Origin of the sequence: Pseudomonas sp. A-RE-19 (assembly GCF_019956555.1) — a bacterium.
In the GTDB taxonomy this organism is placed as follows: Bacteria; Pseudomonadota; Gammaproteobacteria; order Pseudomonadales; family Pseudomonadaceae; genus Aquipseudomonas.
In genome coordinates, this window is record NZ_JAHBDQ010000017.1 from 86,919 (window position 1) to 112,482 (window position 25,564).

General features: G+C 61.5%; 23 protein-coding genes. 16 read left to right on the forward strand and 7 right to left on the reverse strand.

Annotated elements, in window-relative coordinates:
* Positions 1–37: 37 nt before the first annotated feature.
* The 3 genes from KGB14_RS13060 (at position 38) to nahK (ending at position 5,207) form a co-directional block, all read left to right on the forward strand.
* Positions 38–1,222, forward strand: coding sequence for a porin (locus tag KGB14_RS13060; protein ID WP_223487218.1), 1,185 nt, complete (start codon positions 38–40; stop codon positions 1,220–1,222).
* 258 nt (positions 1,223–1,480) lie between these two features.
* Entirely contained in the window at positions 1,481–2,644 is a 1,164-nt protein-coding gene (nosP, locus tag KGB14_RS13065; RefSeq protein WP_223487220.1) for a nitric oxide-sensing protein NosP, read from the forward strand.
* Complete coding sequence (gene nahK, locus KGB14_RS13070; protein ID WP_411740784.1) at positions 2,574–5,207, forward strand: hybrid sensor histidine kinase/response regulator NahK/ErcS'; 2,634 nt, start codon at positions 2,574–2,576, stop codon at positions 5,205–5,207. The genes nosP and nahK overlap by 71 nt, the downstream gene beginning before the upstream one ends.
* A 128-nt stretch (positions 5,208–5,335) precedes the next feature.
* On the opposite strand, the gene KGB14_RS13075 is transcribed toward nahK, so the two are convergent.
* The 6 genes from KGB14_RS13075 to KGB14_RS13100 all read right to left on the reverse strand — a co-directional run bounded on the left by KGB14_RS13075 (position 5,336) and on the right by KGB14_RS13100 (position 10,584).
* Entirely contained in the window at positions 5,336–6,001 is a 666-nt protein-coding gene (locus KGB14_RS13075) for a response regulator transcription factor (RefSeq protein WP_008005351.1), read from the reverse strand.
* Positions 6,002–6,060: 59 nt separating this feature from the next.
* A complete protein-coding gene (locus KGB14_RS13080) occupies positions 6,061–6,618 on the reverse strand; it encodes a PQQ-dependent catabolism-associated CXXCW motif protein (protein ID WP_223487222.1) in 558 nt (185 codons plus the stop codon).
* A 262-nt stretch (positions 6,619–6,880) separates the two neighbouring features.
* Positions 6,881–7,672, reverse strand: coding sequence for an ABC transporter permease (locus KGB14_RS13085; protein WP_223487224.1), 792 nt, complete (start codon positions 7,670–7,672; stop codon positions 6,881–6,883).
* Positions 7,669–8,406 (reverse strand): ABC transporter ATP-binding protein, encoded by a 738-nt coding sequence (locus KGB14_RS13090; protein ID WP_223487226.1) that lies wholly within the window; start codon positions 8,404–8,406, stop codon positions 7,669–7,671. Before KGB14_RS13090 ends, KGB14_RS13085 begins: the two co-directional genes overlap by 4 nt.
* Positions 8,403–9,362, reverse strand: coding sequence for a YVTN family beta-propeller repeat protein (locus KGB14_RS13095; RefSeq protein ID WP_223487227.1), 960 nt, complete (start codon positions 9,360–9,362; stop codon positions 8,403–8,405). Before KGB14_RS13095 ends, KGB14_RS13090 begins: the two co-directional genes overlap by 4 nt.
* Positions 9,363–9,399: 37 nt before the next feature.
* Positions 9,400–10,584, reverse strand: a complete 1,185-nt coding sequence (locus KGB14_RS13100; RefSeq protein WP_223487244.1) for an ABC transporter substrate-binding protein — start codon at positions 10,582–10,584, stop codon at positions 9,400–9,402.
* 156 nt (positions 10,585–10,740) lie between these two features.
* On the opposite strand from KGB14_RS13100, the gene KGB14_RS28470 reads away from it, so the two are divergent.
* From KGB14_RS28470 to KGB14_RS13160, 13 genes are all read left to right on the forward strand, one after another.
* Positions 10,741–10,863, forward strand: a complete 123-nt coding sequence (locus KGB14_RS28470) for a hypothetical protein (RefSeq protein ID WP_263294602.1) — start codon at positions 10,741–10,743, stop codon at positions 10,861–10,863.
* A 204-nt stretch (positions 10,864–11,067) separates the two neighbouring features.
* On the forward strand, positions 11,068–11,529 hold the full coding sequence (gene pedF / locus KGB14_RS13105) for a cytochrome c-550 PedF (RefSeq protein WP_223487246.1): 462 nt from the start codon (positions 11,068–11,070) through the stop codon (positions 11,527–11,529).
* 3 nt (positions 11,530–11,532) lie between these two features.
* Positions 11,533–12,408: a substrate-binding periplasmic protein gene (locus KGB14_RS13110; RefSeq protein ID WP_223487247.1), complete on the forward strand. Its 876-nt coding sequence runs from the start codon at positions 11,533–11,535 to the stop codon at positions 12,406–12,408.
* On the forward strand, positions 12,408–13,169 hold the full coding sequence (locus KGB14_RS13115; RefSeq protein ID WP_223487248.1) for a quinoprotein dehydrogenase-associated SoxYZ-like carrier: 762 nt from the start codon (positions 12,408–12,410) through the stop codon (positions 13,167–13,169). The genes KGB14_RS13110 and KGB14_RS13115 overlap by 1 nt, the downstream gene beginning before the upstream one ends.
* Before the next feature lie 15 nt (positions 13,170–13,184).
* Entirely contained in the window at positions 13,185–14,123 is a 939-nt protein-coding gene (locus KGB14_RS13120; RefSeq protein ID WP_223487249.1) for a quinoprotein relay system zinc metallohydrolase 1, read from the forward strand.
* Positions 14,124–14,389: 266 nt separating this feature from the next.
* On the forward strand, positions 14,390–16,165 hold the full coding sequence (locus KGB14_RS13125) for a PQQ-dependent methanol/ethanol family dehydrogenase (RefSeq protein WP_223487250.1): 1,776 nt from the start codon (positions 14,390–14,392) through the stop codon (positions 16,163–16,165).
* Positions 16,166–16,412: 247 nt separating this feature from the next.
* Positions 16,413–17,933, forward strand: coding sequence for an aldehyde dehydrogenase family protein (locus KGB14_RS13130; RefSeq protein WP_223487251.1), 1,521 nt, complete (start codon positions 16,413–16,415; stop codon positions 17,931–17,933).
* Positions 17,934–18,323: 390 nt separating this feature from the next.
* Positions 18,324–18,395 carry a pyrroloquinoline quinone precursor peptide PqqA gene (gene pqqA / locus KGB14_RS13135; protein ID WP_010455123.1) on the forward strand — a complete coding sequence of 24 codons (72 nt, stop codon included), beginning with the start codon at positions 18,324–18,326 and terminating at the stop codon, positions 18,393–18,395.
* Between the two features lie 54 nt (positions 18,396–18,449).
* On the forward strand, positions 18,450–19,364 hold the full coding sequence (gene pqqB, locus KGB14_RS13140) for a pyrroloquinoline quinone biosynthesis protein PqqB (protein WP_223487252.1): 915 nt from the start codon (positions 18,450–18,452) through the stop codon (positions 19,362–19,364).
* Positions 19,365–19,614: 250 nt separating this feature from the next.
* A complete protein-coding gene (gene pqqC, locus KGB14_RS13145; RefSeq protein WP_223487253.1) occupies positions 19,615–20,367 on the forward strand; it encodes a pyrroloquinoline-quinone synthase PqqC in 753 nt (250 codons plus the stop codon).
* On the forward strand, positions 20,364–21,497 hold the full coding sequence (gene pqqE, locus KGB14_RS13150; RefSeq protein WP_223487254.1) for a pyrroloquinoline quinone biosynthesis protein PqqE: 1,134 nt from the start codon (positions 20,364–20,366) through the stop codon (positions 21,495–21,497). The genes pqqC and pqqE overlap by 4 nt, the downstream gene beginning before the upstream one ends.
* A 241-nt stretch (positions 21,498–21,738) precedes the next feature.
* Positions 21,739–22,902 (forward strand): alcohol dehydrogenase-like regulatory protein ErcA, encoded by a 1,164-nt coding sequence (gene ercA / locus KGB14_RS13155; protein WP_038984176.1) that lies wholly within the window; start codon positions 21,739–21,741, stop codon positions 22,900–22,902.
* Entirely contained in the window at positions 22,886–24,619 is a 1,734-nt protein-coding gene (locus KGB14_RS13160; protein ID WP_223487255.1) for a NahK/ErcS family hybrid sensor histidine kinase/response regulator, read from the forward strand. Before ercA ends, KGB14_RS13160 begins: the two co-directional genes overlap by 17 nt.
* Here KGB14_RS13160 and KGB14_RS13165 read toward each other — a convergent pair.
* The gene (locus tag KGB14_RS13165; protein WP_223487256.1) at positions 24,598–25,473 is read right to left on the reverse strand and encodes an aldose 1-epimerase; all 876 of its coding nucleotides are present in this window, start codon (positions 25,471–25,473) and stop codon (positions 24,598–24,600) included. The genes KGB14_RS13160 and KGB14_RS13165 overlap by 22 nt on opposite strands.
* Positions 25,474–25,564: the final 91 nt, after the last annotated feature.

Sequence of the window (25,564 nt, forward strand, 5' to 3'; positions counted from 1 at the left end):
CGCCTCCGACATCAAGTCCCCCGTTGCGGAGCGCGTCATGCACAACAATAAGAACTTCAAGCATCGTTTCTTGCCGGCCTTTATCGCCAGCCTGTCCTCCCTTGGCCTGAGCTCAATGGCCGAGGCCGAGATCGTGCTGTACGACAAGGACCAGACCACGTTCTCCACGGATGGCTACATCAACGCCTTCTACGTGAACAGCGACGTGGACCGGGCCGGCGAACAGTACGACCGGCGCCAGGCGCGGGTGAAGATGGGGTTTCTGCCCAACTACCTGGGTTTCAACATGGGCAAGCAGGTCGATGACCTCAAGCTCGGCGCCCGGGCCTCGTTCTGGGTCACCATCAACGACAGCGAAACCAACGGCACCGACACCGCCATCGACGTGCGGCAGTTCTACGGCACGGTGGCCAATCCAGAGTGGGGCGAGGTGCTGATCGGCAAGGATTTCGGCCTGTTTGCCCGCTCCAACATCCTGCTCGACGAACTGCTCTCCGGTTATGGTCAGGTCAGCGATACGTTGGGCCTGGTGGACGGCGGCGGGGTGTCGTTCGGCAACATCGGCAGCGGTTATCCGTACCCGTTCCCGACGTCGCAGATTACCTATCGCACCCCGGTGATGGACGGCTTGCGGGTCGCGGTCGGGATCATGGACCCGGTCGACACCAACGACAGCAGCGCGACGGGCAAGGCGTATCAGGAGAACCCGCGCACCGAGAGCGAGATTACCTATCAGTTCGACCTCGGCGGGGCGAAGATTTACAGCTGGCTCAACGGCAGCTACCAGACGTCGGACAACACCGATTCCAGCGTCTCGTCCGTCACCTCCAAAGGCGTGGGCTATGGCGTGCAGGCTAAGATGGGCGGGCTGTCGCTGACCGGCTCCGGCTTCCAGGCCAAGGGCATCAACCCGTTCTTCACCAACAACGCCGGCGAACCGACCTTGCGCAATGTCGACAGCGACGGTTACCTGTTGCAGGGCTCCTACAAACTGGGCAAGAACCGCCTGGCGCTGTCTTACGGCAAGACCAAGGACGACGGCAACGGCGTGGTCGGCAGCGGCGCCGATTACGAGACCCGTGGTATTGCGCTGTTCCATGACGTCAACGACAACCTCAAGCTGGTGGCCGAGTACAACCAGTTCGAAATCAATGGCCACGACACCAGCGCCCAGAACGAGAACACCGATACGTTTGCGGTGGGGGCGGTGTTGACCTGGTAGCAAAGGAATTCGGCATCACGCAGATCCAATGTGGGAGCGAGCCTGCTCGCGATGAGGGCTTAACATTCAGCGAAGATGTTGAATGTAAGTCCGCCATCGCGAGCAGGCTCGCTCCCACAGGGGATTTTCTGTGCCTTGTAGATCCCGACACAACTCTCATCCCATCGAACCACCCACCCACTACCCAAGTAGCATTCGCCACCGCCCGCAGGCTTCGTACACTCGTGCCTCATACAGGCGCACCGGCGGGGGGCGAGGATGCAGCAGGTTCAGAACGACGGTGTGGTCAGTGCCATGTCCCAGGCCACCGATGCCCAGCAAGCGGCACAGGATCTGGCGCGACAACTCTTGCACCCGCATTTGGGCTTCGTGCTGTTCTTCTGTTCCGCCGAGTACGACTTGCAGGCGCTGGGGCGTGCGTTGCAACAGAGCTTCGGCGGCATTCGTCTGGTGGGCTGCACCAGCGCCGGAGAAATCACGCCCCAAGGCTACGGTCGCAGCTGCGTGACGGCGGTGGGCTTCGATCATCGGCACTTTTCCATTTCCACCGAACTGATCGACGAGATGGAGCATTTCAGCCTGATCGATGCCCAGCAAATGGTCGAGCGCCTGGTCAGCGGCTGTCGCAGCAACACCCTGGCGCCGATCAAGGGCAACAGCTTTGCCCTGACCTTGCTCGATGGCTTGTCCAGCCGTGAGGAGATGGTTCTCGCCGCCCTGAGCGCGGCGTTGGGCGATATTCCGCATTTTGGCGGTTCAGCTGGCGACGATAACTACCTGACCCACACCCACGTGTATTTCGGCGGCGAGTTCCACAGCGGCGCGGCGGTGGTGGTGCTGGTCAATACCTGGCTGGACTTTGAAGTCTTCACCACCCACCACATCCTGCCCAGGGCCGAAAAACTGGTGGTCACCGCCGCCGACAGCGCCTCGCGGCGAGTGTTCGAGCTCAACGCCGAACCAGCCGCCGAGGAGTACGCCCGGCACATTGGCGTGGCGGTGGCCGATCTCGATTACCGGATCTTTGCCGCGCACCCGTTGGCGGTGCGGATTAACGATCAGTATTACGTGCGGGCGATCCAGCAGGTTCATCCGGATTTGAGCCTGAGTTTCTACTGTGCGGTGGAAAACGGCATCGTCCTCACCGTCATGACCCCAGGCCCCATGCTGCCTAATCTGCAAAGCCTGTTCGAGGGGTTGCAGGAGCGTCTCGGGGACCTGTTGCTGACCATCGGCTGCGACTGTTTTCTCAGGCGTCTGGAACTGGAAGACGGCGGCAGTCTCGAGCAGATCGGCGCGTTCTTGCGGGAGCAACGGGTGATGGGTTTCAACACCTACGGAGAACAGTTCAATGGCATGCACATCAACCAGACCTTCACCGGGGTTGCCATTGCCCGAGGCCGCGCCCCTGGACAGCGCTGACCTTCAGGCGCAGATCGCCAGCCTGCGCCACGAAAACCACAAACTGCAACGCATCAATGGCGCGTTGATCGAGCGCATCGAATCCGGCATTACCCGGGGCAACGACCCGTATGCGGCGTTCCAGCACTCGGTGGTGCTGGCCGAACAAGTGCGTGAGCGCACCGACGCCCTGAACCAGGCCATGGCCGAACTCAAGGCCGGCAATCACTTGCTCAGCGAAGCGCGACTGCGGGCCGAAACCGCCCATCAACATTTGATCGACGCCATCGAAAGCATTTCCGACGCCTTTGTGCTGTTCGACGCCGAGCAACGGATCGTGCTGTTCAACAGCCGCTTCAAGGCGTTTTGGGGCAACAGCCGGGTGCGGATCAACGCTGGCATGCGCCTGAGCGAGGTGAAACGGTTGATGACCGGGGCCGGGCTGTTCAGCGAAGAACCCCGCGGACATGCCGACGAAAATCTGCTCTACCGTCTGCACAACGGGCGCTGGCTGCAAGTCAGCGAACGGCCCACCCAGGAAGGCGGGCGGGTGATCCTGTTCACCGACATTACCGACGTCAAACTCAGCGAAACCGTGCGCCGCGAGCAGGCCGTGGCGCAGAAGTCGCACTTGTTGCAGCGGGCGGTCGACAACCTGTCCCAAGGGGTGGCGATGGTCAACGCCGAGGGCATCCTGGAACTGTGGAACCGGCGCTTCCTGGAGCTGAGTGGCCTGGCCCCGGTGGCGGCCCATCGGCCGTTTGCCGAAGTCATCGCCGACAGTGAGCTGAACCTGCTGACGCCCGCCAGTCGTGACCCGAATGGGCGACTGGTGCAGGAATGCGAGCAGCGCCTCTACGATGGCCGGGTGCTGGAAATTCGCACCCATCCGTTGCCCACCGGCGGCTTCGTCAACACCTTCACCGACATCACCGAACGCTACCAGCACGCCGAAGCGCTCAGCGAAAGCGAGCGCTGGATTCGTCTGATCACGGACCATGTGCCAGCGCTGATCGCCTACCTGAATGCCGATCTGGTCTATGAGTTCACTAACAAAGTCTACGAAGAGTGGTACTGCTGGCCCCGGGGCGTGATGCTCGGGCAGAGCCTGCGCGAAGTTCACAGCGAGCAGCATTATCAGCGCCTGGAAGCCTACGTGGCCCGGGCCCTGGCCGGTGAGAGCGTGACGTTCGAGTTTGCCGAAACCAACATCAACAATCAGGAGCGCTACATGCTGCGCTCCTACGTGCCAAATCGCCTGGCCACCGGGGAAGTGGTGGGGATTTTCGTGTTGATCCGCGACATCACCGAGCGCCGCCGCACCGCCGAGGCGCTGCATCAGGCCTATCAGAACCTTGAGCTGCGGGTGCGCGAACGCACCACCGAGCTGACCACCCTCAATGACCAATTGCTGCGCGAAATCGACGAGCGCCGCCGGGTGGAGTCACGCTTGCGCGAGGCCAAGCTCGAGGCCGAGCAGGCCAACCTGTCGAAGACCAAATTTCTCGCGGCGGTCAGTCACGACCTGCTGCAACCGCTGAATGCCGCGCGGCTGTTTACCAGCGCCTTGCTCGAACGCCGGGAGCCGGTGGCCAACGAGACGCTGGTGCGCAACGTGAGCAATTCCCTGGAAGACGTGGAAAACTTGCTGGGCACCCTGGTGGACATTTCCAAGCTTGATGCCGGGGTGATCAAGGCCGACATCGCGCCGTTCGCGCTCAGCGAATTGCTGGAAAACCTCGCCGCCGAATACACCCAAGTGGCCCGCAGCGAAGGCCTCGAGTTGCATTTCATCCCGTGTTCGGCGCTGGTGCGCAGCGACATTCAGTTGCTCGCGCGGATCCTGCGGAATCTGCTGAGCAATGCCATTCGCTACACCTACAGCGGGCGCGTGGTGCTCGGCTGCCGACGTCATCATCAGCGGCTGACCATCGAAGTCTGGGACAGCGGCATGGGCATTGCCGAGAACCGTCTGGAGGAGATTTTTCAGGAGTTCAAACGCGGTGATGTGCAGCGCCCGGATCAGGATCGCGGCTTGGGGCTGGGCCTGGCGATTGTGGAGAAAATCGCCCGTATTCTCGGCCATCGGATTCACGTGCGTTCATGGCCGGGCAAGGGCTCGATGTTTTCCGTCGAAGTGCCGTTGAGTGCCACGGCGCCGAAGGCGTTGCCGAACCTGCTGATGAGCGAACCGATGCTCGAGCGCCTGCGCGGTGCCCGGGTGTGGGTGCTGGACAACGACGCGGCCATTTGCGCCGGGATGCGCACCTTGCTCGAAGGTTGGGGCTGCCGGGTGGTCACGGCGCTGTCGGAGGAGGACCTGGCGCGGCAAGTGGATAATTATCACGACGAAGCCGACCTGCTGATCGCCGACTATCACCTGGATGACGAGCAGAACGGTGTCGACGCCGTGGCCCGCATCAACGCCCGCCGCGCCTCGGCGATCCCGGCGATGATGATCACCGCCAACTACAGCAATGAACTCAAACAGCAAATCCGCGAACTGGGCCACACCCTGATGCACAAACCGGTGCGGCCGATGAAGCTCAAGACGGCGATGAGTCATTTGCTTGGTCGGCCTTGAGGCTTCTGGTGTTTGTGAGGGCCCCTATCGCGAGCAGGCTCGCTCCCACATTTGACCGAGTCAACTCAGATCTAATGTGGGAGCGAGCCTGCTCGCGATAGGGGCGACGCGGTCTCTCTGAAGAACCATCAACGCCGCAAATACGACCCGAAATCAATATCCCCGGCACTCAAAATCGCCTGCACCCGATTGTGCACATTGAGTTTGCGCAATATCGCAGAAACGTGGGCCTTGACCGTGGTTTCGGCGATTTCCAGGGTGTAGGCGATCTGTTTGTTCGACTCGCCTTTAGTCATACGCTCAAGCACCAGTAACTGCTTGCGGGTCAGTGCCTGGAGCAGTTCCGGCGGGAAGCTCGGGGTGTCATTCATTCGGCGATGAGTGCCGCTTTTTTGCGTGCGGATGATGTCCGGGGGCAGGTACACATTGCCATTGAGAATCTGCTGGATGGCCTCGGTCATCTGTACCCGTGGCGACGATTTGGTGATGAACCCCACCGCGCCATAGGTGATGGCTTGCAGCACGATCTGTTTGTCCTGTTCGGCCGAAACGATCACCACCGGAATGGTCGGTGCCTCGTTGCGCAGGTTGATCAGGCCATTGAGGCCGTGCATGCCGGGCATGTTCAGGTCGAGCAGGATCAGGTCCAGGTCGTCGTGTTCCTGGGTCAGGGCCAGGGCACTGTCGAGGTCGGCGGTTTCCATGACCTCGCTGCCGGGGAAACCGTCGCTGATGACGTTATGAATGGCTTCGCGAAACAGCGGGTGATCGTCGGCAATCAGAATTTTGTACATGGCCTTTCACCTCATTATTTTTTTGATCAGGGTGTGGCAACAACACGCAAGCGCTCAAGTCAGGGAAAGGGCTCGGGCCGGGCGGGGGTCACGGGCAGGTTCGCCGCTTGCCAGGCATCCAGACCGTCGCGGTACCAATACAGTGTCTTATAGCCCATGGAAGCGGCGCGTTTTACCGCGTTCCAGCTCAACCAGCAATCGGAGCGGCAGTAAAAGACCAACGGTCGAGACAGATCGCCCGCCGTCAATTGCTGCAGGTGGCGCGCGAAATAGTCCTGCCACGGGGGCGTCAGGTCACCGTCTCCGGTGTTGGCCAGCCAATGGCTGCCGGGCAGGTTTTCGTGGGGCTGGTCTTCGATGAAACGGCCTTGCAGCCATTGCCGACGATAGACATCGATCAGCAGCGGATTTGGCGTTTGCTTGAGCAGGTTTTGCAGGGCGGGCGTGTCGATGATGTTCGCCCCCTGGAGCTGAGTCGGGGTCGGGCTGCGGTACAGACCGATGCGATAACCCTCGGCGGAGAACAACGGCGTTTCGGCCTGCGCGGCGCCCAGCAACAGGCTCAGCGACAGCGCGGCGAGAGAAGGGCACAGCAGAACACGTCGTGCACGCGGCATGGGGGTTCAGTCCTTATAGTTATGAACCCATTACATGCCAGTGGCGGTGCGTTGTGAATGCGACGATAGACAGGTAAACCAGTACTAAAGTAGTAATTTTGCCCGGATTGCCGGGTGCTTTGCTTGTGAACACAAATATGTGAACACATCAGAACAACTGTAGGAGCGAGCCTGCTCGCGATGGGGCCATTACATCCAGCATTGATGTTGGCTGACACACCGCCATCGCGAGCAGGCTCGCTCCCACAGGGGAAATGTGTTGTCAGCTGGATTTGCGCAGGGCCGCATGCTGCGGATTGAAGGTGAGTACTGCCAGCAGGGCGAACACCAGCGTCAGCCCCACACAGACCACCAGCGCGACCGGGTTGAAGCGTTCATACAGCGCAAACCGCAGCAGTTCCACCGTATGCGTAAACGGGTTCAAGGCGCACAGCCAATACAACCACTCGCTGGACTCGCGCATTTTCCACAGCGGATACAGCGCCGACGACAGGAAAAACAGCGGGAAGATCACGAAGTTCATCACCCCGGCAAAGTTCTCCAGTTGGCGGATGGCGTTGGACAGTAACAGGCCCAGCGCACTGAGCATCAACGCCACCAGCAGCAACGCTGGTAGTGCCAGCAACAAACCCATGGCCGGTGGTTGCACGCCGTACAGCCAGGCAATCGCCAAAAAGGCATACACCTGCAACAGCGAAATCAGCGACGTCGCCAGCAATTTGCTGCACAGCAGAAAGGTCCGGGGCAGGGGGCTGGTCAGCAGCACGCGCATGCTGCCCATCTCCCGGTCGTAGACCATCGACAACGAACCTTGCATGCCGTTGAACAACAGGATCATGCAGGCCAGGCCCGGGATGATGTAAACCTCATAGGGAATGTAGGTGTCGTAGGGCTCGATGATGGCGATGCCGAGTGCCGCGCGAAAACCGGCGGCGAACACCAGCAGCCACAACAACGGCCGCACCAACGCACTGAGAAACCGCGTGCGCTGTAACACAAAGCGCAGCCATTCGCGCAGTACGATGCCGCTGAAACATTGCCAGTAAGCATTCATTTGACGACGGCTCCTGAAGGGGGGGTCAGGCGAGCGAAGGCCGAACCGAGGTCACCGCCATGTTCCAGGCTCAGCGCATCAGCCTGTCCGCTGGCCACCAAACGGCCTTGATGCAGGATCAGCAAGTCGTCGCTGGGCTGCACTTCGTCCAGCAAATGAGTGGTCCAGAGCACACTGATGTCGTGCTCGCGACACAGGCTGCGGATGTGTTGGTTGAGCGCCAGACGGCTGGCCGGATCGAGGCCGACGCTGGCCTCATCGAGCAGCAGCAGGCTTGGCTCGTGCAGCAACGCGCGGGCGATTTCCACCCGCCGACGATGGCCGCCATTGAGTTCGCGCACCCGTTCGCGACGGCGTTCGGTCAGGGTCTGACGCGCCAGTTCGGCATCGACCCGAAGGCCGGTCTGGCGTCGGGACAGGCCATGCAGCGCGGCGTGATAACGCAGGTTCTGCTCGACGCTGAGGTCCAGATCCAGGGTGCTTTGCTGAAACACCACACCCAGTTGCTTGAGCGCCGGACGTGGCGAGGTGCGCAAGGAGCAGCCGCCGACCCGAATATCACCGCGCTGCACATCATAAAGACGGGTGAGCAGGGCGATCAGGGTCGACTTGCCCGCGCCGTTCGGTCCAAGCAGCGCCGCAAAACGCCCCGGTGCCAGGCTGAAACTCACCTGACGCAAGGCTTCGCGCGTGCCATAAGCGAAACTCAGGTCGCTGACGTCGAGGGCGTTCATGGCGTCACCACCACGCCCCACGGATAGCGCCCGACCTTCACCGATTTAGTCACCTTGAGGCTGTCGACATCGATCACCGACACATCGCCACTGACGCCATTGGTGGCCAGCAATTGTCGCTGATCCGGGGTGAACGACATCTGCCAGACCCGACGGCCCACCAGCAGGTAATCAAGGATCTCGAAGGTCTTGGCGTCGATCACCGCCACATGGTTGGCCGGGCCGAGGGCGACGAAACCATACTTGCCGTCGGCGCTGAGTTTGATCCCCACCGGCTGAACCTTGTCCGGGTGGACGCCCTTGATCTGGAAGGTCAGGGTCTTGAGGATCTTGCGGCTGGCGACGTCGAGAATCGTCACCGTGCCGCCGATTTCCGCCGAGGCCCAGAGCTGCGAGCCATCGGGATTGAATTCGACGAAACGCGGTCGCTGATCGACCAGGGTGTTGTCGGCCAGGGTCTGGGTGCCGGTGTCGATCCAGTGCAGCATGTTGGTGGTTTCACTGGTGTTCACCGCCCACTTGCCGTCGGGGCTGACGGCCATGCCTTCGGGCTCGACGCCGACGTTGATCTGCCCGAGCACCTTGGAAGTTTCGGTGTCGATCACCGTCACCAGCGCATCGTCTTCGTTGGAGACGTACAGCCAGCGATTGTTGGGGTGCAGGGCGAATTGCTCGGGGTCTTTGCCCGAGGGCAGTTCCTTGATGATCTTGCGCGTGGCGACGTCCATCACCTGAACCCGGTCCGAATCACTGGCGCAGATGTACAGCAACTTGTTGTCATGGGACAGCAACAGGCCGCGCGGGCGCTGGCCGACGGGCAGGGTGTCGGTGACTTGCAGGGTCTGCATATCGATCAGGCTCAGGCTGTTGTCCTTTTCGTTGGAGACCCAGGCGGTACTGGCAGCGGCGTGCCCGGCGGCGAGCAGCAGGGCGCAGGAAAGCAGGGTGCGGCGCATGGCAGATTCCTTATTGTTGTTGTCGTGAAAAAAGGGATCAGAGAAAGCGGCAGCTGACCTCGGCTTTGTCGTAACCCAGGCTGTCCATTTCGTTGAAGGGGTGCAGGAAACCGTCTTGCGGCGAGGTGCTGACCAATGCCCGGGGTTGCACGATGGGGATCGGTTGGCGCAATTGACCGTTCCACGGCCGATAACTGAGTTTGCGCCCCTTGAAACCGTCCAGCGGCAATTGATCGCTGATTTCAAGCGTACGGATCGCCATGGCATCGGCCTGACGCAGTTTGCCCGCCGCGCTGGCAATGCTGCGTACGGCCATCCACGCGGCGAAATCCCGGTCGTTCATCCAGCGCCCGGCCAAGGCTTCGAAGCGCTTCTGCAACTGCGCGGCGCCGTAGGTTTCCACGGTCTTGTGCCAGCCCACCGGGGTCAGGCCCTGAGTGCCGGCAACCGGCCGTGGATACCAGGTCTGGTAGGGCACGTACTCGCCAAAGTCGCCGCGTTCATCGGCCACCAGCACCACGTCGTACTCGGTGGTCTGGGTGAACAGCGGCATGTCGGCCTGGGCGCTGCGGCGCTGATCGTTATCGAAGCTCCAGGCTTTTTCCGCCACCAGTTGCAGGCCGAAGCGTTTGGCCGCTCGACGCAGGGCGGCGGCATAGGCTTGATCGTCCGCGGTCGGGCCGACGATCAGCAGCGCCCGTTGCCATTTGCGCACTACCAGAAATTGCGCCAGCGCATCGGCCAGCATCGCGCGGCTTGGCAGGCTGTGCAGCACGTTCGGCAGGCAATCGGTAGTGCGCAAGCTGTCATCAGGGCTGCCGGCATTGAACAGCAGGCTGTCGGGCAACGCCGCGCTGAGTTGGCGCAAATTGTTGGCTGGCGCATTCACTACAAACAGTCGCAGGCCTTGTTGGTGCTGGAGCCTGGCCGCCTCAAGCAAGGCTTCGGGATTGTCGACATTGGCGCTGACCAAGTCGTAGCGGTGGTTAAGAAAACGCCCGGTGCTGTTGCTGTCCGTGATCGCCAGTTCAGCGCCACGCAGGCCGGCATCGGTCGGTTCGGGAATGACGTTCGACAACAACGGCCCGGGATCGGGGCGATAACCCAGATAACCGATCCGTACCTGCAATGGCGCATCCGCTGCCTGAGTCTGGGTTGCCACTCCGGCGGCGCAGGCAATCGCCAACAGGTAGATCAAGGCGTAAGGGGCGAGCTGGCGCATAAAGGCACTCCATCACAGGTAGCGTCAGCATAGGAACCCTGGACGGGTGGCGAAATATGCAGAAAGTACCGGAAAGGCAGTACCAAGGTAGCAACTCACCCCGGGCGGCGCGGTTTTAGCATGGGCACAACGGCCATCACTCAGGGGAGATTGATCATGCGTATTCTCAAGGCATTGCTCCTGCCGTTGTTGCTGATCCTGACCCTGATCGGCGTCGACAAGCTTCACGGCCCGCGACCGGTGTTGGTGCAGACGTTGCCCGCGACGCCGGGGCGCTAGGCATATCGGCGCTGTGGCGGATAAACCTGTGGAGGGGGCTGCTGCTTTTTCGCCCCGGTTACGGTGGCGGTGCTCCACAAGCCCTACTACCAAGGGAGTAGGTCGCGGCCACCAAAGCAGCATGGGGTTGGCGCAAAGCCGTTCCTAAGATGGGTGCCATAGCCTCTTCAAAGAGGTTTTGCGTGCAATCTTGAGGGCAGAACAATGACAACAAAACGCAACGCCTTGCTCATTGCCGGACTGCTGGCCGGTTTTATCAGCGCAGGTTCCGTCTGGGCTCACGGCAACGTGGTACCCCAGGCCGTCGAAACCAAGGGACTGACCCCGATCAAGGATGCCGGTGTGCAGGTCGATGCCGATGGTTGGGCGGCGGCGAACCCTTATCGTGCCTCCCCGGAACACGATAAAGCCTTGGAAATCGGCTCTTCGGCCTACAACCAGAACTGCGCGGCCTGTCATGGCCTCGAAGCCAAATCCGGCGGCATTGCCCCTGACTTGCGCATGCTCGATGTCGGCGAGGCTGGTGATGAGTGGTTCGTCGAACGGGTGCGCCATGGCGCCGTGCGTGACGGCCGGGTGTACATGCCGAAAATGGCCGACTACCTGAGTCAGGAAGCCTTGTGGGCGGTGCGCACCTATCTGGACAGCGTGCACGTCGAGGAGTGACCCATGCGCCTGCTCGCGGTGTTGATCGGCGCTGTGTGGCTGTGCTGCCAGACAGCGCAGGCGCAGGTCCGTACCTATGACGAAATGATCGCCGCCGCCGAGCTGAAAGTCGCGGTGTACAAGGACTTCGCGCCCTACAGTTTTGAGGAGGGTGGCCAGGCTCGCGGGGTCGATGTCGAACTGGCGCAAGCCCTGGCCAAGGCCATGGGGGTACGCTTGAAACTGATCTGGGCACCCGCCGGGGAAAAACTCGACGACGACCTGCGCGATTACATCTGGCGGGCCAGTCAGCTGCACAATCAGCAACTGGCCGACCTGATGATGCGCGTGCCGTACGATCGCGATTACTCACAGAAACGCAATGAACTGGGTGAACTGGAAAACGGCCATGTGGTGATGTTCGGGCCGTACCAGACCGAACAATGGCAAGTGGCTTACGACCGTCGTCGGCTGGACTCGGTGGCGAGTGTCGCGGTGTTTCAGCAACACCCGATCGGCGTCGAAGTCGACAGCGTGCCGTCGTTTTACCTGACCTCGGTGTTCAACGGCATGCTCGCCGCCAAGACCCACCATTACCCAGGCGTGCCCCAGGCCTTTGCCGCCATGAAGGCCGGTGAAGTCGACGCAGTGATGGCCATGCGCGGCGAGATCGACTGGCAAGTCCATCAGGCCGCCGACCCGCAAGTGGCGCTGGCGGAAAACGCCTACCCGAACATGGGCAAACAGCTCTGGGAGATCGGCATGGCGGTGCATGAAAGCAATCGGCAACTGGCCTACGCCGTGGAAGAGGCGCTGGAAGCGTTGATTCGCGAGGGCTCGGTCAAAGCCATTTATGCCCGTTACGGCCTGCGGTATGACGTGCCCGAGATGTATCAATAGTGATCTGGCGCGCGAGTTGTCTGTTGGCCTGCTGGTTGCCCCTGGCCGCGCACGCGGTGGACGTCGAGCCGGGTAAAGACCCGGTGCCGTCGGTGATGTGGGCGTTCTATCACAAGCAGATGCTGGGTGATGCACCGTTCGTGTTCGACGAGCGGGTCAAGCTGCTGGCGCCGCCGTTTGCCGAAGACGCCCGGCAAGTACCGCTGGAGATCGACGCCCGGGCGTTCAAGGGCGAGGTGGTGCGAATCCTCGCCTGGGCCGAACTCAATCCGCTGCCGAAAATCGTCGACTTCGAACCCTTGACCGGTGTGCTGCCGTGGCTGTCGATCCGCATCCGCGTTGAACAGGCCACGCCATTGCGCGCGGCGGTACTGACCCGCGACGGGCTGTGGCATGTCGGCTCGACCCTGATCGACGCGGCAGGCGGCGGTTGCACGGCGCCGAGCGTGGTGCGCACCCAGCCAGGTTGGGAAGAACACATCGGCGAAGTGCTTGGCGGTCGCTATCCCCGTGGAGCATTCAGTCGCGTGCGTTTGCAGGTGGCGCACCCGATGGACAACGGCATGGTCAGCGGCATTCCGGAATTCTTCATCAACCAGGCCGAACTGCGCGATCAAAACGATCAGTTGCTGGCGCGTCTGGCGTTGTTTCCGGCGGTCAGCGAAAACCCCAATTTGGCCTTCGACATCGAAGGCGCAGGGCAGACGCGCCTGGTGCTGCGCGACAACAGCGGCAATCAATTCGATGCGGCCATTCCCTGAGCCAAGGAGCGAGCGATGCGCTGGATGCTGCTGTTGTTCATCAGTCTGAGCCTGCCGACCCTGGCCGATTCCGATTACGCACTCAAGCCCCGACGGATCGCCGAAGACACCTGGTTACTGGAAGGCAGCACCGATAATTTCGCCAAGGCCAACGGCGGCAACATCGTCAACACCGCGTTCATCGTCACCGAGCAGGGCGTGGTGGTGATCGATACCGGGCCGTCGAAGCGCTATGGCGAAGCCCTGCGCAAAGCGATTGCGGCGACCACCGATAAGCCGGTGATCCAGGTGCTGCTGACCCATCACCATCCCGACCATGTGTTGGGCAACCAGGCGTTCACCGATGTGCCGATCGGCGCTTTGGCCGGCACCGCCGAGCTGTTGCATCAACAGGGTGATGCCATGGCCGAGAACATGTATCGACTGGTGGGCGACTGGATGCGTGGCACCGAGGTGGTGTTGCCGACGCAGACGCTGGCGCCCGGCGTACGAAGTTTTGGGAATCATGATTTGCGCCTGCTGAGTCTGGGTGGGCACACCGGCGCGGATCTGGCTATTCTCGACCAGAAAACCGGCGTGCTGTTTGCCGGGGATCTGGTGTTTTATCAACGCGCCCTGACCACCCCCAACAGCCCGGGGCTGTCGGTGTGGCTGGCGGACATCGCGACCCTGCAAGAGTTGCCGTGGACGCTGATCGTCCCCGGCCATGGGCCGGTGGCCACGGACACACAACCGTTCGAGCAGATGCGCGATTACCTCACCTGGCTGGACCAGTTGATGCGCGACGGCGCCGCCCATGGCCGCGACATGGCCGAGATGATCCGCAGCCCCATCCCCGAACGTTTCGCCGGGATCAGCTTGAGCCGCTATGAACTGATCCGCAGCGTCAGCCATTTGTATCCGCGTTACGAGCGTGGGCAGATGAGGCGTGTTGATTCGGGCATGCGCAAGTGACGCTTTTTGTGGGAGCGAGCCTGCTCGCGATGGCGGTGTGTCAGGCATTATCAATGTTGAATGTTCTGGCTTCTTCGCGAGCAGGCTCGCTCCCACAGGGGACTGGTGTCGATCACAAAAACCGGTGTCCATCTCCTCCGACCCGGTACTAAGGAACTAGGAATCTCCGCACTGCGGGCAATTGTTGCAAGGGCGGCGGCGCCCAAGAATCTGCACCAGACCGGGAAAATTTCCCGGGTATAACAAAAACCGCAGAGGTAGCCGTCATGACCCAACCCGCACGTCGCCAACCCTTCGCCTTGAGCGTGCTGCTCAGTGCCATGCTGTTGTCTGGCTCGGCATTGGCCGCAGTCTCCGACCAAGACATTCTCCAGGACCCCAAGAACCCGGAGCAGGTCGTCACTAACGGTCTGGGCGTCCAGGGTCAGCGCTACAGCCCGCTGGACACCCTCAATGTCGACAACGTGAAGGATCTGCGCCCGGCCTGGGCCTTTTCGTTTGGCGGAGAAAAACAACGCGGTCAGCAAGCACAGCCGATGATCAAGGACGGCGTGATGTACATGACCGGTTCCTACTCGCGGGTGTTCGCGGTGGATGCGCGCACCGGCAAGAAGCTCTGGCAATACGATGCGCGCCTGCCCGATGACATCCGTCCGTGCTGTGACGTGATCAACCGTGGTGTCGCACTGTATGGCGATCTGGTGATTTTCGGCACCCTCGACGCCAAGCTCGTGGCCCTGAACAAGGACACCGGCAAGGTCGTCTGGAGCAAGAAAGTTGCCGACCACAAGGAAGGTTATTCCATCAGCGCCGCGCCACTGGTGGTCAACGGCAAACTGATTACCGGTGTGGCCGGTGGTGAATTCGGGGTGGTGGGCAAGATCGAAGCCTACGACCCGAAAAACGGCGACCTGTTGTGGACCCGGCCAACGGTCGAAGGTCACATGGGCTACGTCTACAAGGATGGTAAAGCGGTAGAAAACGGCATCTCCGGCGGCGAAGCGGGCAAGACCTGGCCGGGCGATCTGTGGAAAACCGGCGGCGCGGCGCCTTGGCTGGGCGGCTACTACGACCCGGAAACCAATCTGCTGCTGTTTGGCACCGGCAACCCGGCACCGTGGAACTCGCACCTGCGTCCAGGCGACAACCTTTACTCGTCCTCGCGCCTGGCGCTGAACCCGGACGACGGCACCATCAAATGGCACTTCCAGAGCACGCCCCACGACGGTTGGGACTATGACGGCGTGAACGAGCTGGTGTCGTTCAACTACAACGAAGGCGGCAAAGAAATCAAAGCCGCGGCCACCGCGGACCGAAACGGTTTCTTCTACGTACTGGATCGCACCAACGGCAAATTCATCCGCGGCTTCCCGTTCGTGGACAAGATCACCTGGGCCAGCGGCCTGGATAAAAACGGCCGGCCGATCTACAACGAAGACAGCCGTCCGGGGGCGCCGGGTTCCGAGGCCAAAGGCAGTTCAGTGTTCGTCGCGCCAGCGTTCCTGGGGGCGAAAAACTGGATGCCGATGGCCTACAACAAGGACACCGGCCTGTTCTATGTGCCGTCCAACGAATGGGGCATGGACATCTGGAACGAAGGCATCGCCTACAAGAAAGGCGCGGCGTTCCTCGGTGCCGGCTTCACCATCAAGCCGCTGAATGAAGACTACATCGGCGTCCTGCGCGCCATCGACCCGAAAACCGGCAAGGAAGTCTGGCGCCACAAGAACTACGCGCCGCTGTGGGGCGGGGTGCTGACCACCAAGGGCAACCTGGTGTTCACCGGTACACCGGAAGGTTTCCTGCAAGCGTTCAATGCCAAGACCGGCGAGAAAGTCTGGGAATTCCAGACCGGTTCCGGCGTACTCGGCTCGCCCATCACCTGGGAAATGGACGGTGAGCAATACGTCTCCGTGCTCTCCGGCTGGGGCGGCGCGGTACCGCTGTGGGGCGGGGAAGTGGCCAAGCGCATCAAAGACTTCAACCAGGGCGGCATGCTCTGGACGTTCAAGTTGCCGAAGGACCTGGTGGCGAAGCATTAACTCAAAATTCACCGCATAACCCTGTGGGAGCGAGCCTGCTCGCGATAGCGGTCTGACAGTTAACATCATTGTTGAATGTACTGGCCCCATCGCGAGCAGGCTCGCTCCCACACTGGTTTGTGTGAAACCTACTACCAAATAACGAGAATCCCCCTGCCAACGGCGCATTCGTCTGGCAGGCGGGGCTCTCTACTATCGGTTCATCGCCTGTTGGCTCGACAGGCATCGACCCAGACAGAGGCCCATCATGATCTACGCACAACCTGGAACACCCGGCGCCGTCGTTTCCTTCAAACCGCGCTACGGCAATTTCATCGGCGGCGAATTCGTTGCCCCGGTCAATGGCGAGTACTTCACCAACACCTCACCGGTCACCGGTGAAGTCATCGCCGAGTTTCCACGCTCCAGCGCCGCCGACATCGAAAAAGCCCTCGACGCCGCCCATGCCGCCGCCGATGCCTGGGGCAAAACCTCGGCGCAGGATCGCTCGCTGGTGCTGCTGAAAATCGCCGACCGCATCGAACAGAACCTGGAAATACTCGCCGTCACCGAAACCTGGGACAACGGCAAAGCCGTGCGCGAAACCCTCAACGCCGACGTGCCGCTGGCCGCCGACCACTTCCGTTACTTCGCCGGTTGCATCCGCGCGCAGGAAGGCGGCGCCGCCGAGATCAACGAACTGACCACCGCCTATCACTTCCACGAACCGCTGGGCGTGGTCGGGCAGATCATCCCGTGGAACTTCCCGCTGCTGATGGCCGCCTGGAAACTCGCCCCGGCCCTGGCTGCCGGCAACTGCATCGTGCTCAAACCCGCCGAACAAACGCCGCTGTCGATCATGGTGTTCGCCGAGCTGATCGCCGACTTGCTGCCGGCCGGCGTGCTGAACATCGTCCAGGGGTTCGGTCGCGAAGCCGGTGAGTCGCTGGCCACCAGCAAGCGCATCGCCAAGATCGCCTTCACCGGTTCCACCCCGGTGGGCGCGCACATCATGCATTGCGCGGCCGAGAACATCATTCCAAGCACCGTTGAACTGGGCGGAAAATCGCCGAACATTTTCTTCGAAGACATCATGAACGCCGAGCCGCAGTTCATCGAGAAAGCCGCCGAAGGCCTGGTGCTGGCGTTCTTCAACCAGGGCGAAGTGTGCACCTGTCCGTCCCGGGCGCTGGTACAGGAATCGATCTACGAACCGTTCATGGCCGAGGTGATGAAGAAGATCGTCAAGATCAAGCGCGGTAACCCGCTGGACACCGAAACCATGGTCGGCGCCCAGGCGTCCGAGCAGCAATACGACAAGATCCTCTCGTACCTGAAAATCGCTCAGGAGGAGGGCGCCGAGCTGCTCACCGGCGGTGCGGCCGAGCGCCTTGAAGGCGACTTGTCGAGCGGTTATTACATCCAGCCGACCCTGCTCAAGGGCCACAACAAAATGCGCGTATTCCAGGAAGAAATCTTCGGCCCGGTGGTGGGCATCACCACCTTCAAGGACGAAGCCGAAGCCCTGGCGATTGCCAACGACAGCGAGTTCGGCCTCGGTGCCGGCCTGTGGACCCGCGACATCAACCGTGCCTACCGCATGGGCCGGGCGATCAAGGCCGGGCGCGTCTGGACCAACTGCTACCACCTGTACCCGGCCCATGCCGCGTTCGGTGGTTACAAGAAATCCGGTGTCGGTCGTGAGAACCACAAGATGATGCTCGACCACTACCAACAGACCAAAAACCTGCTGGTGAGCTACGACATCAATCCGCTGGGGTTCTTCTAACCCGCAAGAACACCATTGAAACCTGTGGGAGCGGGCTTGCCCGCGAAGACGGCTTGATATTCAACAAATATGTTGACTGACAGTCCGCTTTCGCGAGCAAGCCCGCTCCCACAGTGGATTTGTGTCGGTCAGTCATTGCCGGGTAACGCAGTTCAAAGGTGGGAGCGAGCCTGCTCGCGATGACGCCGGCACATTCAGCATCAAGGTTGACTGACATCCCGCCATCGCGAGCAGGCTCGCTCCCACATTGGTTTTGTGTGTATTTGAAGATCTTGCGACCCCCCTACCAACGCACCCCACAACCTCCTTCGAAAGTAGCATTCGGTCCCTTCGCCCCCCGTGCATTAATGGTCTTACCGGAATCGTCCGGCACAAGAAGAGGATTGACCCATGTGGAATAAACCCGCGTTTACCGATCTGCGCATTGGCTTCGAAGTGACGATGTATTTCGCCAACCGTTGATTCATCGCCCGGTCAGCCGTCGCGTTGGCCGGGCCTGCCTTCTGGAGCCATCCCATGCACATCCGCGTTCTCGGTTCCGCCGCTGGCGGCGGTTTTCCGCAATGGAACTGCAACTGCCGTCAATGCGCCGCCATGCGCACCGGCAACCTGCGCGCGCAACGCCGCACGCAGTCGTCCATTGCCCTGAGCGACGACGGTGTGGAGTGGGTGCTCTGCAATGCTTCACCGGACATCCGCGCGCAACTCGAAAGCTTCCCGGCCATGCAACCGGCCCGACGCTTGCGCGACACGGCAATTGCCGGTGTCGTTCTGCTGGACAGTCAGATCGACCATTGCACCGGCCTGTTGAGCCTGCGCGAAGGTTGCCCGCATGCGGTCTGGTGCACCGAGCGGGTTCACGAAGACCTGAGCAGCGGCTTTCCCTTGTTCACCATGCTCAAACACTGGAACGGTGGCTTGCAGTGGCAACCCATCGGACTGGACCGCGAGCCCTTCAGCATCGCGGCCTGCCAACACCTGCAGTTTCGCGCGATTCCGTTGATCAGCAATGCACCGCCGTATTCACCCAACCGTGGCAACCCGCAACCGGGGGACACCATTGGCTTGTTCATCGAAGACCTGCGCAGCGGTGCATCGGTTTTCTATGCGCCGGGGCTGGGGCAGGTCGACGCCGAGGTATTGAGCTGGATGCAGCGCGCCGACTGCCTGCTGCTGGACGGCACGCTGTGGCGCGACGATGAAATGCGCGTGTGCGAAGTCGGCCAGAGCCTGGGCAGCGAAATGGGCCACCTGCCGCAAAGCGGCCCCGGCGGCATGCTCGACGTGCTGGAGGGGTTCAAGCGCCAGCGCAAGGTGCTGATCCACATCAACAACACCAACCCGATCCTCGATGAAGACTCGGCCGAGCGCGCCTTGCTGGAGCGGCGCGGGATTGAAGTGGCTCATGACGGCATGAGTATTGAGCTGTAGCGGATGGCCTCTTCGCGGGCAAGCCCGCACCTACAGGGTTTTGTGTACACCGCAGATCCCTTCCAGGAGCGAGGCTTGCCCGCGAAGGCGCCAGACCAGGATGCCCCATCGCGAGCAGGCTCGCTCCCACAATGGACCTGCCTTGCACAGAATATCGGCCAAAACCCGGTCTCCTGTGGGAGCGAGCCTGCTCGCGATGAGGCCGGACCAGACCCCGCAAAACCCAACGGTTATTCCCCGGAGAACCGCAATGACTGACACCCCCATGACCCCCACCGAATTCGAAGCCGCCCTGCGCGCCAAGGGCGCCTATTACCACATCCACCACCCATTCCACCAAGCGATGTACGCCGGGCGCGCCACCCGCGAGCAGATCCAGGGCTGGGTCGCCAATCGTTTCTATTACCAGGTGAACATCCCGCTCAAGGATGCCGCCATCCTCGCCAACTGCCCGGACCGCGAGGTGCGCCGCGAATGGCTGCAACGGATTCTCGACCACGACGGCGCCCCCGGCAGCGAAGGTGGCATCGAAGCTTGGCTACGATTGGGCGAAGCCGTGGGGCTGGATCGCGAACAAATCCTTTCGCAAGAGCGGGTGCTGCCGGGTGTACGTTTTGCCGTGGACGCCTACGTCAATTTTGCCCGCCGTGCGTGCTGGCAAGAAGCGGCCAGCAGTTCCCTGACCGAACTGTTCGCGCCACAGATTCACCAGTCCCGGCTCGACGCCTGGCCCACCCATTACCCATGGATCGACCCGGCCGGTTACGACTATTTCCGTACGCGTCTGAGCCAGGCCCGGCGCGATGTCGAGCATGGTTTGCGCATCACCCTGGCACACTACGTCACCGTCGAGGGGCAGCAGCGCATGCTGGAAATTCTGCAGTTCAAGCTCGATGTGCTGTGGAGCATGCTCGACGCGATGAGCATGGCTTATGAGCTGGATCGCCCGCCGTATCACACTGTTACCACTGAGCGGGTCTGGCATCGGGGGATCACCCTGTGAGCCTGATCGAACAGCAACCCGGCCCACCGCTGTGGTTGCTGGCGGAGTTGACCTATCGCTGTCCGCTGCAATGCCCGTATTGCTCCAACCCGCTGGACTTCGCCCAACAGGGCGAGGAGTTGAGCACAGAAGAATGGATTCGGGTGTTCCGCGAAGCGCGGGAGATGGGCGCTGCGCAACTGGGTTTTTCCGGTGGAGAGCCGTTGGTGCGCCAAGACCTGACCGAGCTGATCAAGGCCGCGCGGGACATGGGTTACTACACCAACCTGATCACCTCAGGTATCGGCCTGACCGAACAGAAGGTCCACGACTTCAAGGTCGCCGGGCTGGACCATATCCAGATCAGCTTTCAGGCCGCCGACGAACAGGTGAACAATATGCTCGCCGGCTCGCGCAAGGCCTTCGCCCAGAAACTGGCCATGGCCCGTGCGGTGAAAGCCCAGGGCTACCCGATGGTGCTGAACTTCGTCACCCATCGGCACAACATCGACCAGATCGGGCAGATCATCGACCTGTGCCTGGAACTGGAAGCGGATTTCGTCGAGTTGGCGACGTGCCAGTTCTATGGTTGGGCCGAGCTTAACCGCGTCGGCCTGTTGCCGACCCGCGAACAATTGCAGCGCGCCGAACGCATCACCAACGAATACCGCCAGCGACTGGAGGCCGAGGGCCACCCGTGCAAGCTGATCTTCGTCACCCCGGATTACTACGAAGAACGCCCCAAGACCTGCATGAATGGCTGGGCCAACCTGTTTCTCGACATCACCCCGGACGGCACGGCCTTGCCTTGTCATAGCGCCCGCCAGTTGCCGGTGCAGTTTCCCAACGTGCGCGAGCACAGCGTCGAACACATCTGGAACGACTCCTTTGGTTTCAACCGTTTTCGTGGCGATGACTGGATGAAAGAGCCGTGCCGTTCCTGCGATGAAAAACACAAGGACCTCGGCGGCTGCCGCTGCCAGGCGTTCATGCTCACGGGGGACGCGAGCAACGCCGACCCGGTGTGCAGCAAGTCGCCGCACCACAGCGTTATTCTCAAGGCCCGAGACGAAGCCGACGCGCCGGGGCAGGGCATGGAACACCTGACCTTGCGCAATGAAAAGGCTTCGCGGCTGATCTATCGTGGATGAATCGAGAGCTGACACAAATCCCCTGTGGGAGCGAGCCTGCTCGCGATGGCGGAGTGTCAGACAACATCATTTTGACTGGAAGACAGCCATCGCGAGCAGGCTCGCTCCCACAGGGGATCTTCGGTGGATACAAAAACCGAGCACACCCCGGGCGGCTCGCTATCCATTGGTCTGATTGCATTCGCAGCCGGATGCTTTAGTGTGGGCTTTACCTTTCAAAACAATAAAAACAGGCTTTCCAATGAGCCAGAATCTCAGCCAGCTGCGTAAATTCGTTTCGCCTGAAATCATCTTCGGTGCCGGCTGCCGGCACAACGTCGGCAACTACGCCAAGACCTTCGGCGCCCGCAAGGTGCTGGTGGTCAGCGACCCCGGTGTGATTGCCGCCGGTTGGGTCGCTGACGTCGAGGCCAGTCTGCAAGCCCAGGGCATCGACTACTTTTTATATAGCGACGTTTCGCCCAACCCGCGGATCGAAGAAGTCATGCTCGGCGCCGAGCTGTACCGGGAGAATCACTGTGATGTGATCGTGGCGATCGGCGGCGGCAGCCCGATGGATTGCGGCAAAGGCATCGGAATCGTCGTCGCCCATGGGCGCAACATCCTCGAATTCGAGGGCGTGGACATGTTGCGCATGCCCAGCCCGCCACTGATCCTGATCCCGACCACCGCCGGCACTTCGGCCGACGTGTCGCAGTTCGTGATCATCTCCAATCAGCAAGAACGCATGAAATTCTCCATCGTCAGCAAGGCCGCAGTGCCGGACGTGTCGCTGATCGACCCGGAAACCACCCTGAGCATGGACCCGTTCCTGTCGGCCTGTACCGGCATCGACGCACTCGTCCACGCTATCGAAGCCTTCGTCTCCACCGGTCACGGGCCGCTGACCGACCCTCATGCGCTGGAGGCGATGCGACTGATCAACGGCAATCTGGTGCAAATGATCGCCAACCCCAGCGACATCGCCCTGCGGGAAAAAATCATGCTCGGCAGCATGCAGGCCGGACTGGCGTTCTCCAATGCGATCCTTGGCGCGGTGCACGCGATGTCCCACAGCCTGGGCGGCTTTCTCGATCTGCCCCATGGCTTGTGCAATGCGGTGCTGGTGGAACACGTGGTGGCGTTCAACTACAGCTCGGCGCCGGAGCGCTTCAAGGTGATTGCCGAGACCTTTGGCATCGATTGCCGTGGCCTCAATCACCGGCAGATCTGCGGGCGTCTGGTCGAACACCTGATCGCCCTCAAACACGCCATCGGCTTCCACGAAACCCTGGGCCTGCACGGGGTGAGTACGGCGGACATTCCGTTCCTGTCGCAACACGCCATGCACGACCCGTGCATCCTTACCAACCCGCGCGAATCCAGCCAGCGGGACGTCGAGGTCGTCTATGGCGAAGCCCTCTGACGAACAACAACGGGCGCTGACCGGGTTACTGGGTTTAGGCAATCACTCGGCGCGCAAGAGTCATTACCCGGAACTGGCCGCGCGCCTGGATGAACTGGATACCGAACGCAACCGCTACAAATGGTTGTTCGAAAACGCGGTGCACGGGATCTTCCAGGCCAGCCTGCTGGAAGGCATGCGCGCCGCCAACCCGGCGCTGGCGCGGATGCTCGGTTATCAGGACCCGCAGGAGGTGCTGTTTTCCCTGACGGACCTGGCGGGCACGCTGTTCGTTGGCGGCGCGCAGGAGCTGGAAAGCATCGGTGAAATCCTCCAGCGCGAACGCAGCCTGCTGGGCTATGAAACTCAGTTGCGTCGCAAAGACGGCAGCGTGCTCGACGTGTTGATGAACCTGCTGCTCAAACCGGATCAGCAAGGCCTGGTGGAGGGTTTTGTCGCCGACATCACCGAACGAAAACTCGCTCAGCAGCGCCTGCAACAACTCAATGACGAACTGGAGCAGCGGGTTACCGCGCGCACCAACGAGTTACTGGACGCCAACCGCAACCTGCAACAGCAGATCACCCAGCGCAAACAGATCGCAGAAGCCTTGCGCGATGCCCGTGATGCCGCCGAGGCGGCCAATCGCAGCAAAGACAAATACCTCGCCGCCGCCAGTCACGACTTGCTGCAACCGCTCAACGCCGCGCGTTTGCTGATCTCGACCTTGCGCGAACGCAAACTGCCCGACGTCGAGCAGGTGTTGGTGGAGCGCACGCATCAGGCGCTGGAAGGGGCCGAAGATTTGCTCACCGATCTGCTGGATATTTCCCGGCTCGATCAGGCTGCGGTGAAGCCGGATATTGCCCTGTACCGCCTCGACGAATTGTTCGCGCCACTGGTCTCGGAGTTTCAGTCGGTGGCCGCGGCAGCCGGGTTGAATCTGCGGGTGCACATGGGCGATTACGCCATTCATACCGACTTGCGCCTGATGACCCGAATCCTGCGTAATTTCCTCAGCAATGCCTGCCGTTACACCGACGAAGGCTGCATTCTGCTGGGAGCAAGACGCCGGGGCGATGCGCTGCGTATCGAAGTCTGGGACACGGGTCGCGGGATTGCGGCGGATCGTCTTGACTCGATCTTCCTCGAGTTCAACCAACTGGACGTCGGGCGCGCCGCCGATCGTAAGGGTGTGGGCCTGGGACTGGCGATTGTCGAACGCATCGCCAAGATCCTCGATTACAGGATTCAGGTGCATTCGCGGCCGGGGCGCGGTTCGGTGTTCAGTATCGAGGTGCCGATTTCCCGTGAAGTTCCACTGCCGATCAGTCAGGCCGCACCGCAGCCGAGTACCGGCAACCCGTTGCCGGGCCGACGTCTGTTGGTGCTGGACAACGAAGTCAGCATTCTTGAAAGCATGAGCGCGCTGCTCGGCCAGTGGGGCTGCGAGGTGGTTACCGCCACCGACGAGGCCAGCGCGCTGGTGGCCTTGCAGGGACAGGCACCGGAACTGATTCTGGCGGACTATCACCTCGATCACGGGGTGGTGGGCTGTGAAGTGGTCCAGCATTTGCGCGAGCATTTCAGCCAGGCGATTGCGGCGGTGATCATCACCGCCGACCGCACCGACCAGTGTCGGCGCTCATTGCAGCGCCTCGACGCGCCGCTGCTGAACAAACCAGTGAAGCCCGGCAAGTTGCGCGCGGTGCTGACTCAGCTGTTGGCGTCGCGATAGCGCAGGCTGAAACCGAGATCGGCGGATTGGCCTTGCTCTAGCAAACGCAAGCCAGGCCGGCCCGGCAAGTGATGGGCGTTGACCGGGTGGCTCACCGGTTCAATACAGAAAAATTCCAGGCCCACGGGGCAGTAGAGCAGGTAGTAGTCGCTGCCGGTGGCCTGACATTCCAGTTCATAACCCAGCTCGGGTTGCTGGATCAGGCAGCGGCCGTCCCATTCGCAAAAGCCGTTGTCCACCAGCGTTTCGGGTAATGCCCGGGGCTGGCTGAAGTCCCAATCTTCAGGGATCGAGCTGAGGTGTGTCGGCAGTTTTGCGCTGTCGCACAACCAGACCTGTCGCGCCTGCGCCTGCAACCGAGTGCCTGCGGTGCGCGGAAAGTAGGGGTGCAAACCGAGGCCATGCCACGCGGCGTGTTCGGCCAGATGGGTGACCTGTAAATCGATGCTCAGTTTGCCCTCGCTCAGATGAAAACGTTGCCTTGCGCGATAAGCGAAGGGCGTGGTGCTGTCGAGTTGCAGGACGATTTCATCGCGGGTGTGGGAGACGATCTGCCACGGCTGCTGCCAGGCGCTGCCGTGAATCGGCAACGGATCGGTGAGGCTGTTGGGCGTCAGCGCGAGCCAGCCGCCGGGGCAGTCGAAGCCGCCTTCGGCGATGCGGTTCGACCAAGGCGCCAAGGGATAGCAGGCGAGTTTGCCGGGCAGGCCGGTGTTCAAGGCGTGGCGGTCGCTGTGGCGCAACAGCGGTTGGCCGGTGCTGCGCACGGTCCAGTTGACGATGCTCGCGCCGAGTTCCGGGGCGAGGGTGAGGCGGGTGAGTTCGTCTTCGAGTTCCAGGAGTGTTGGCGTCATGTTGACCCGCGATATGAATGTTTGTGGGACATGAGTGAACAGGTTTTTTTGTAGGAGCCAGGCTTGCCGGCGAAGGCGCACTCAAGAACGC

Excerpts from the sequence above, each read along its gene's own strand:
- pqqB (WP_223487252.1), top strand. The coding sequence starts at position 18,450 with ATGCACATCCGCGTTCTCGGTTCCGCCGCTGGCGGCGGTTTTCCGCAA.
- KGB14_RS13090 (WP_223487226.1), bottom strand. The coding sequence starts at position 8,406 with ATGAACGCCCTCGACGTCAGCGACCTGAGTTTCGCTTATGGCACGCGC.
- KGB14_RS13160 (WP_223487255.1), top strand. The coding sequence starts at position 22,886 with ATGGCGAAGCCCTCTGACGAACAACAACGGGCGCTGACCGGGTTACTG.
- KGB14_RS13060 (WP_223487218.1), top strand. The coding sequence starts at position 38 with ATGCACAACAATAAGAACTTCAAGCATCGTTTCTTGCCGGCCTTTATC.
- KGB14_RS13075 (WP_008005351.1), bottom strand. The coding sequence starts at position 6,001 with ATGTACAAAATTCTGATTGCCGACGATCACCCGCTGTTTCGCGAAGCC.
- pqqC (WP_223487253.1), top strand. The coding sequence starts at position 19,615 with ATGACTGACACCCCCATGACCCCCACCGAATTCGAAGCCGCCCTGCGC.
- KGB14_RS13125 (WP_223487250.1), top strand. The coding sequence starts at position 14,390 with ATGACCCAACCCGCACGTCGCCAACCCTTCGCCTTGAGCGTGCTGCTC.
- KGB14_RS13100 (WP_223487244.1), bottom strand. The coding sequence starts at position 10,584 with ATGCGCCAGCTCGCCCCTTACGCCTTGATCTACCTGTTGGCGATTGCC.
- KGB14_RS13080 (WP_223487222.1), bottom strand. The coding sequence starts at position 6,618 with ATGCCGCGTGCACGACGTGTTCTGCTGTGCCCTTCTCTCGCCGCGCTG.
- pedF (WP_223487246.1), top strand. The coding sequence starts at position 11,068 with ATGACAACAAAACGCAACGCCTTGCTCATTGCCGGACTGCTGGCCGGT.
- nosP (WP_223487220.1), top strand. The coding sequence starts at position 1,481 with ATGCAGCAGGTTCAGAACGACGGTGTGGTCAGTGCCATGTCCCAGGCC.
- nahK (WP_411740784.1), top strand. The coding sequence starts at position 2,574 with ATGGCATGCACATCAACCAGACCTTCACCGGGGTTGCCATTGCCCGAG.
- KGB14_RS13095 (WP_223487227.1), bottom strand. The coding sequence starts at position 9,362 with ATGCGCCGCACCCTGCTTTCCTGCGCCCTGCTGCTCGCCGCCGGGCAC.
- KGB14_RS28470 (WP_263294602.1), top strand. The coding sequence starts at position 10,741 with ATGCGTATTCTCAAGGCATTGCTCCTGCCGTTGTTGCTGATCCTGACC.
- ercA (WP_038984176.1), top strand. The coding sequence starts at position 21,739 with ATGAGCCAGAATCTCAGCCAGCTGCGTAAATTCGTTTCGCCTGAAATC.
- KGB14_RS13130 (WP_223487251.1), top strand. The coding sequence starts at position 16,413 with ATGATCTACGCACAACCTGGAACACCCGGCGCCGTCGTTTCCTTCAAA.
- KGB14_RS13165 (WP_223487256.1), bottom strand. The coding sequence starts at position 25,473 with ATGACGCCAACACTCCTGGAACTCGAAGACGAACTCACCCGCCTCACC.
- KGB14_RS13085 (WP_223487224.1), bottom strand. The coding sequence starts at position 7,672 with ATGAATGCTTACTGGCAATGTTTCAGCGGCATCGTACTGCGCGAATGG.
- KGB14_RS13110 (WP_223487247.1), top strand. The coding sequence starts at position 11,533 with ATGCGCCTGCTCGCGGTGTTGATCGGCGCTGTGTGGCTGTGCTGCCAG.
- KGB14_RS13120 (WP_223487249.1), top strand. The coding sequence starts at position 13,185 with ATGCGCTGGATGCTGCTGTTGTTCATCAGTCTGAGCCTGCCGACCCTG.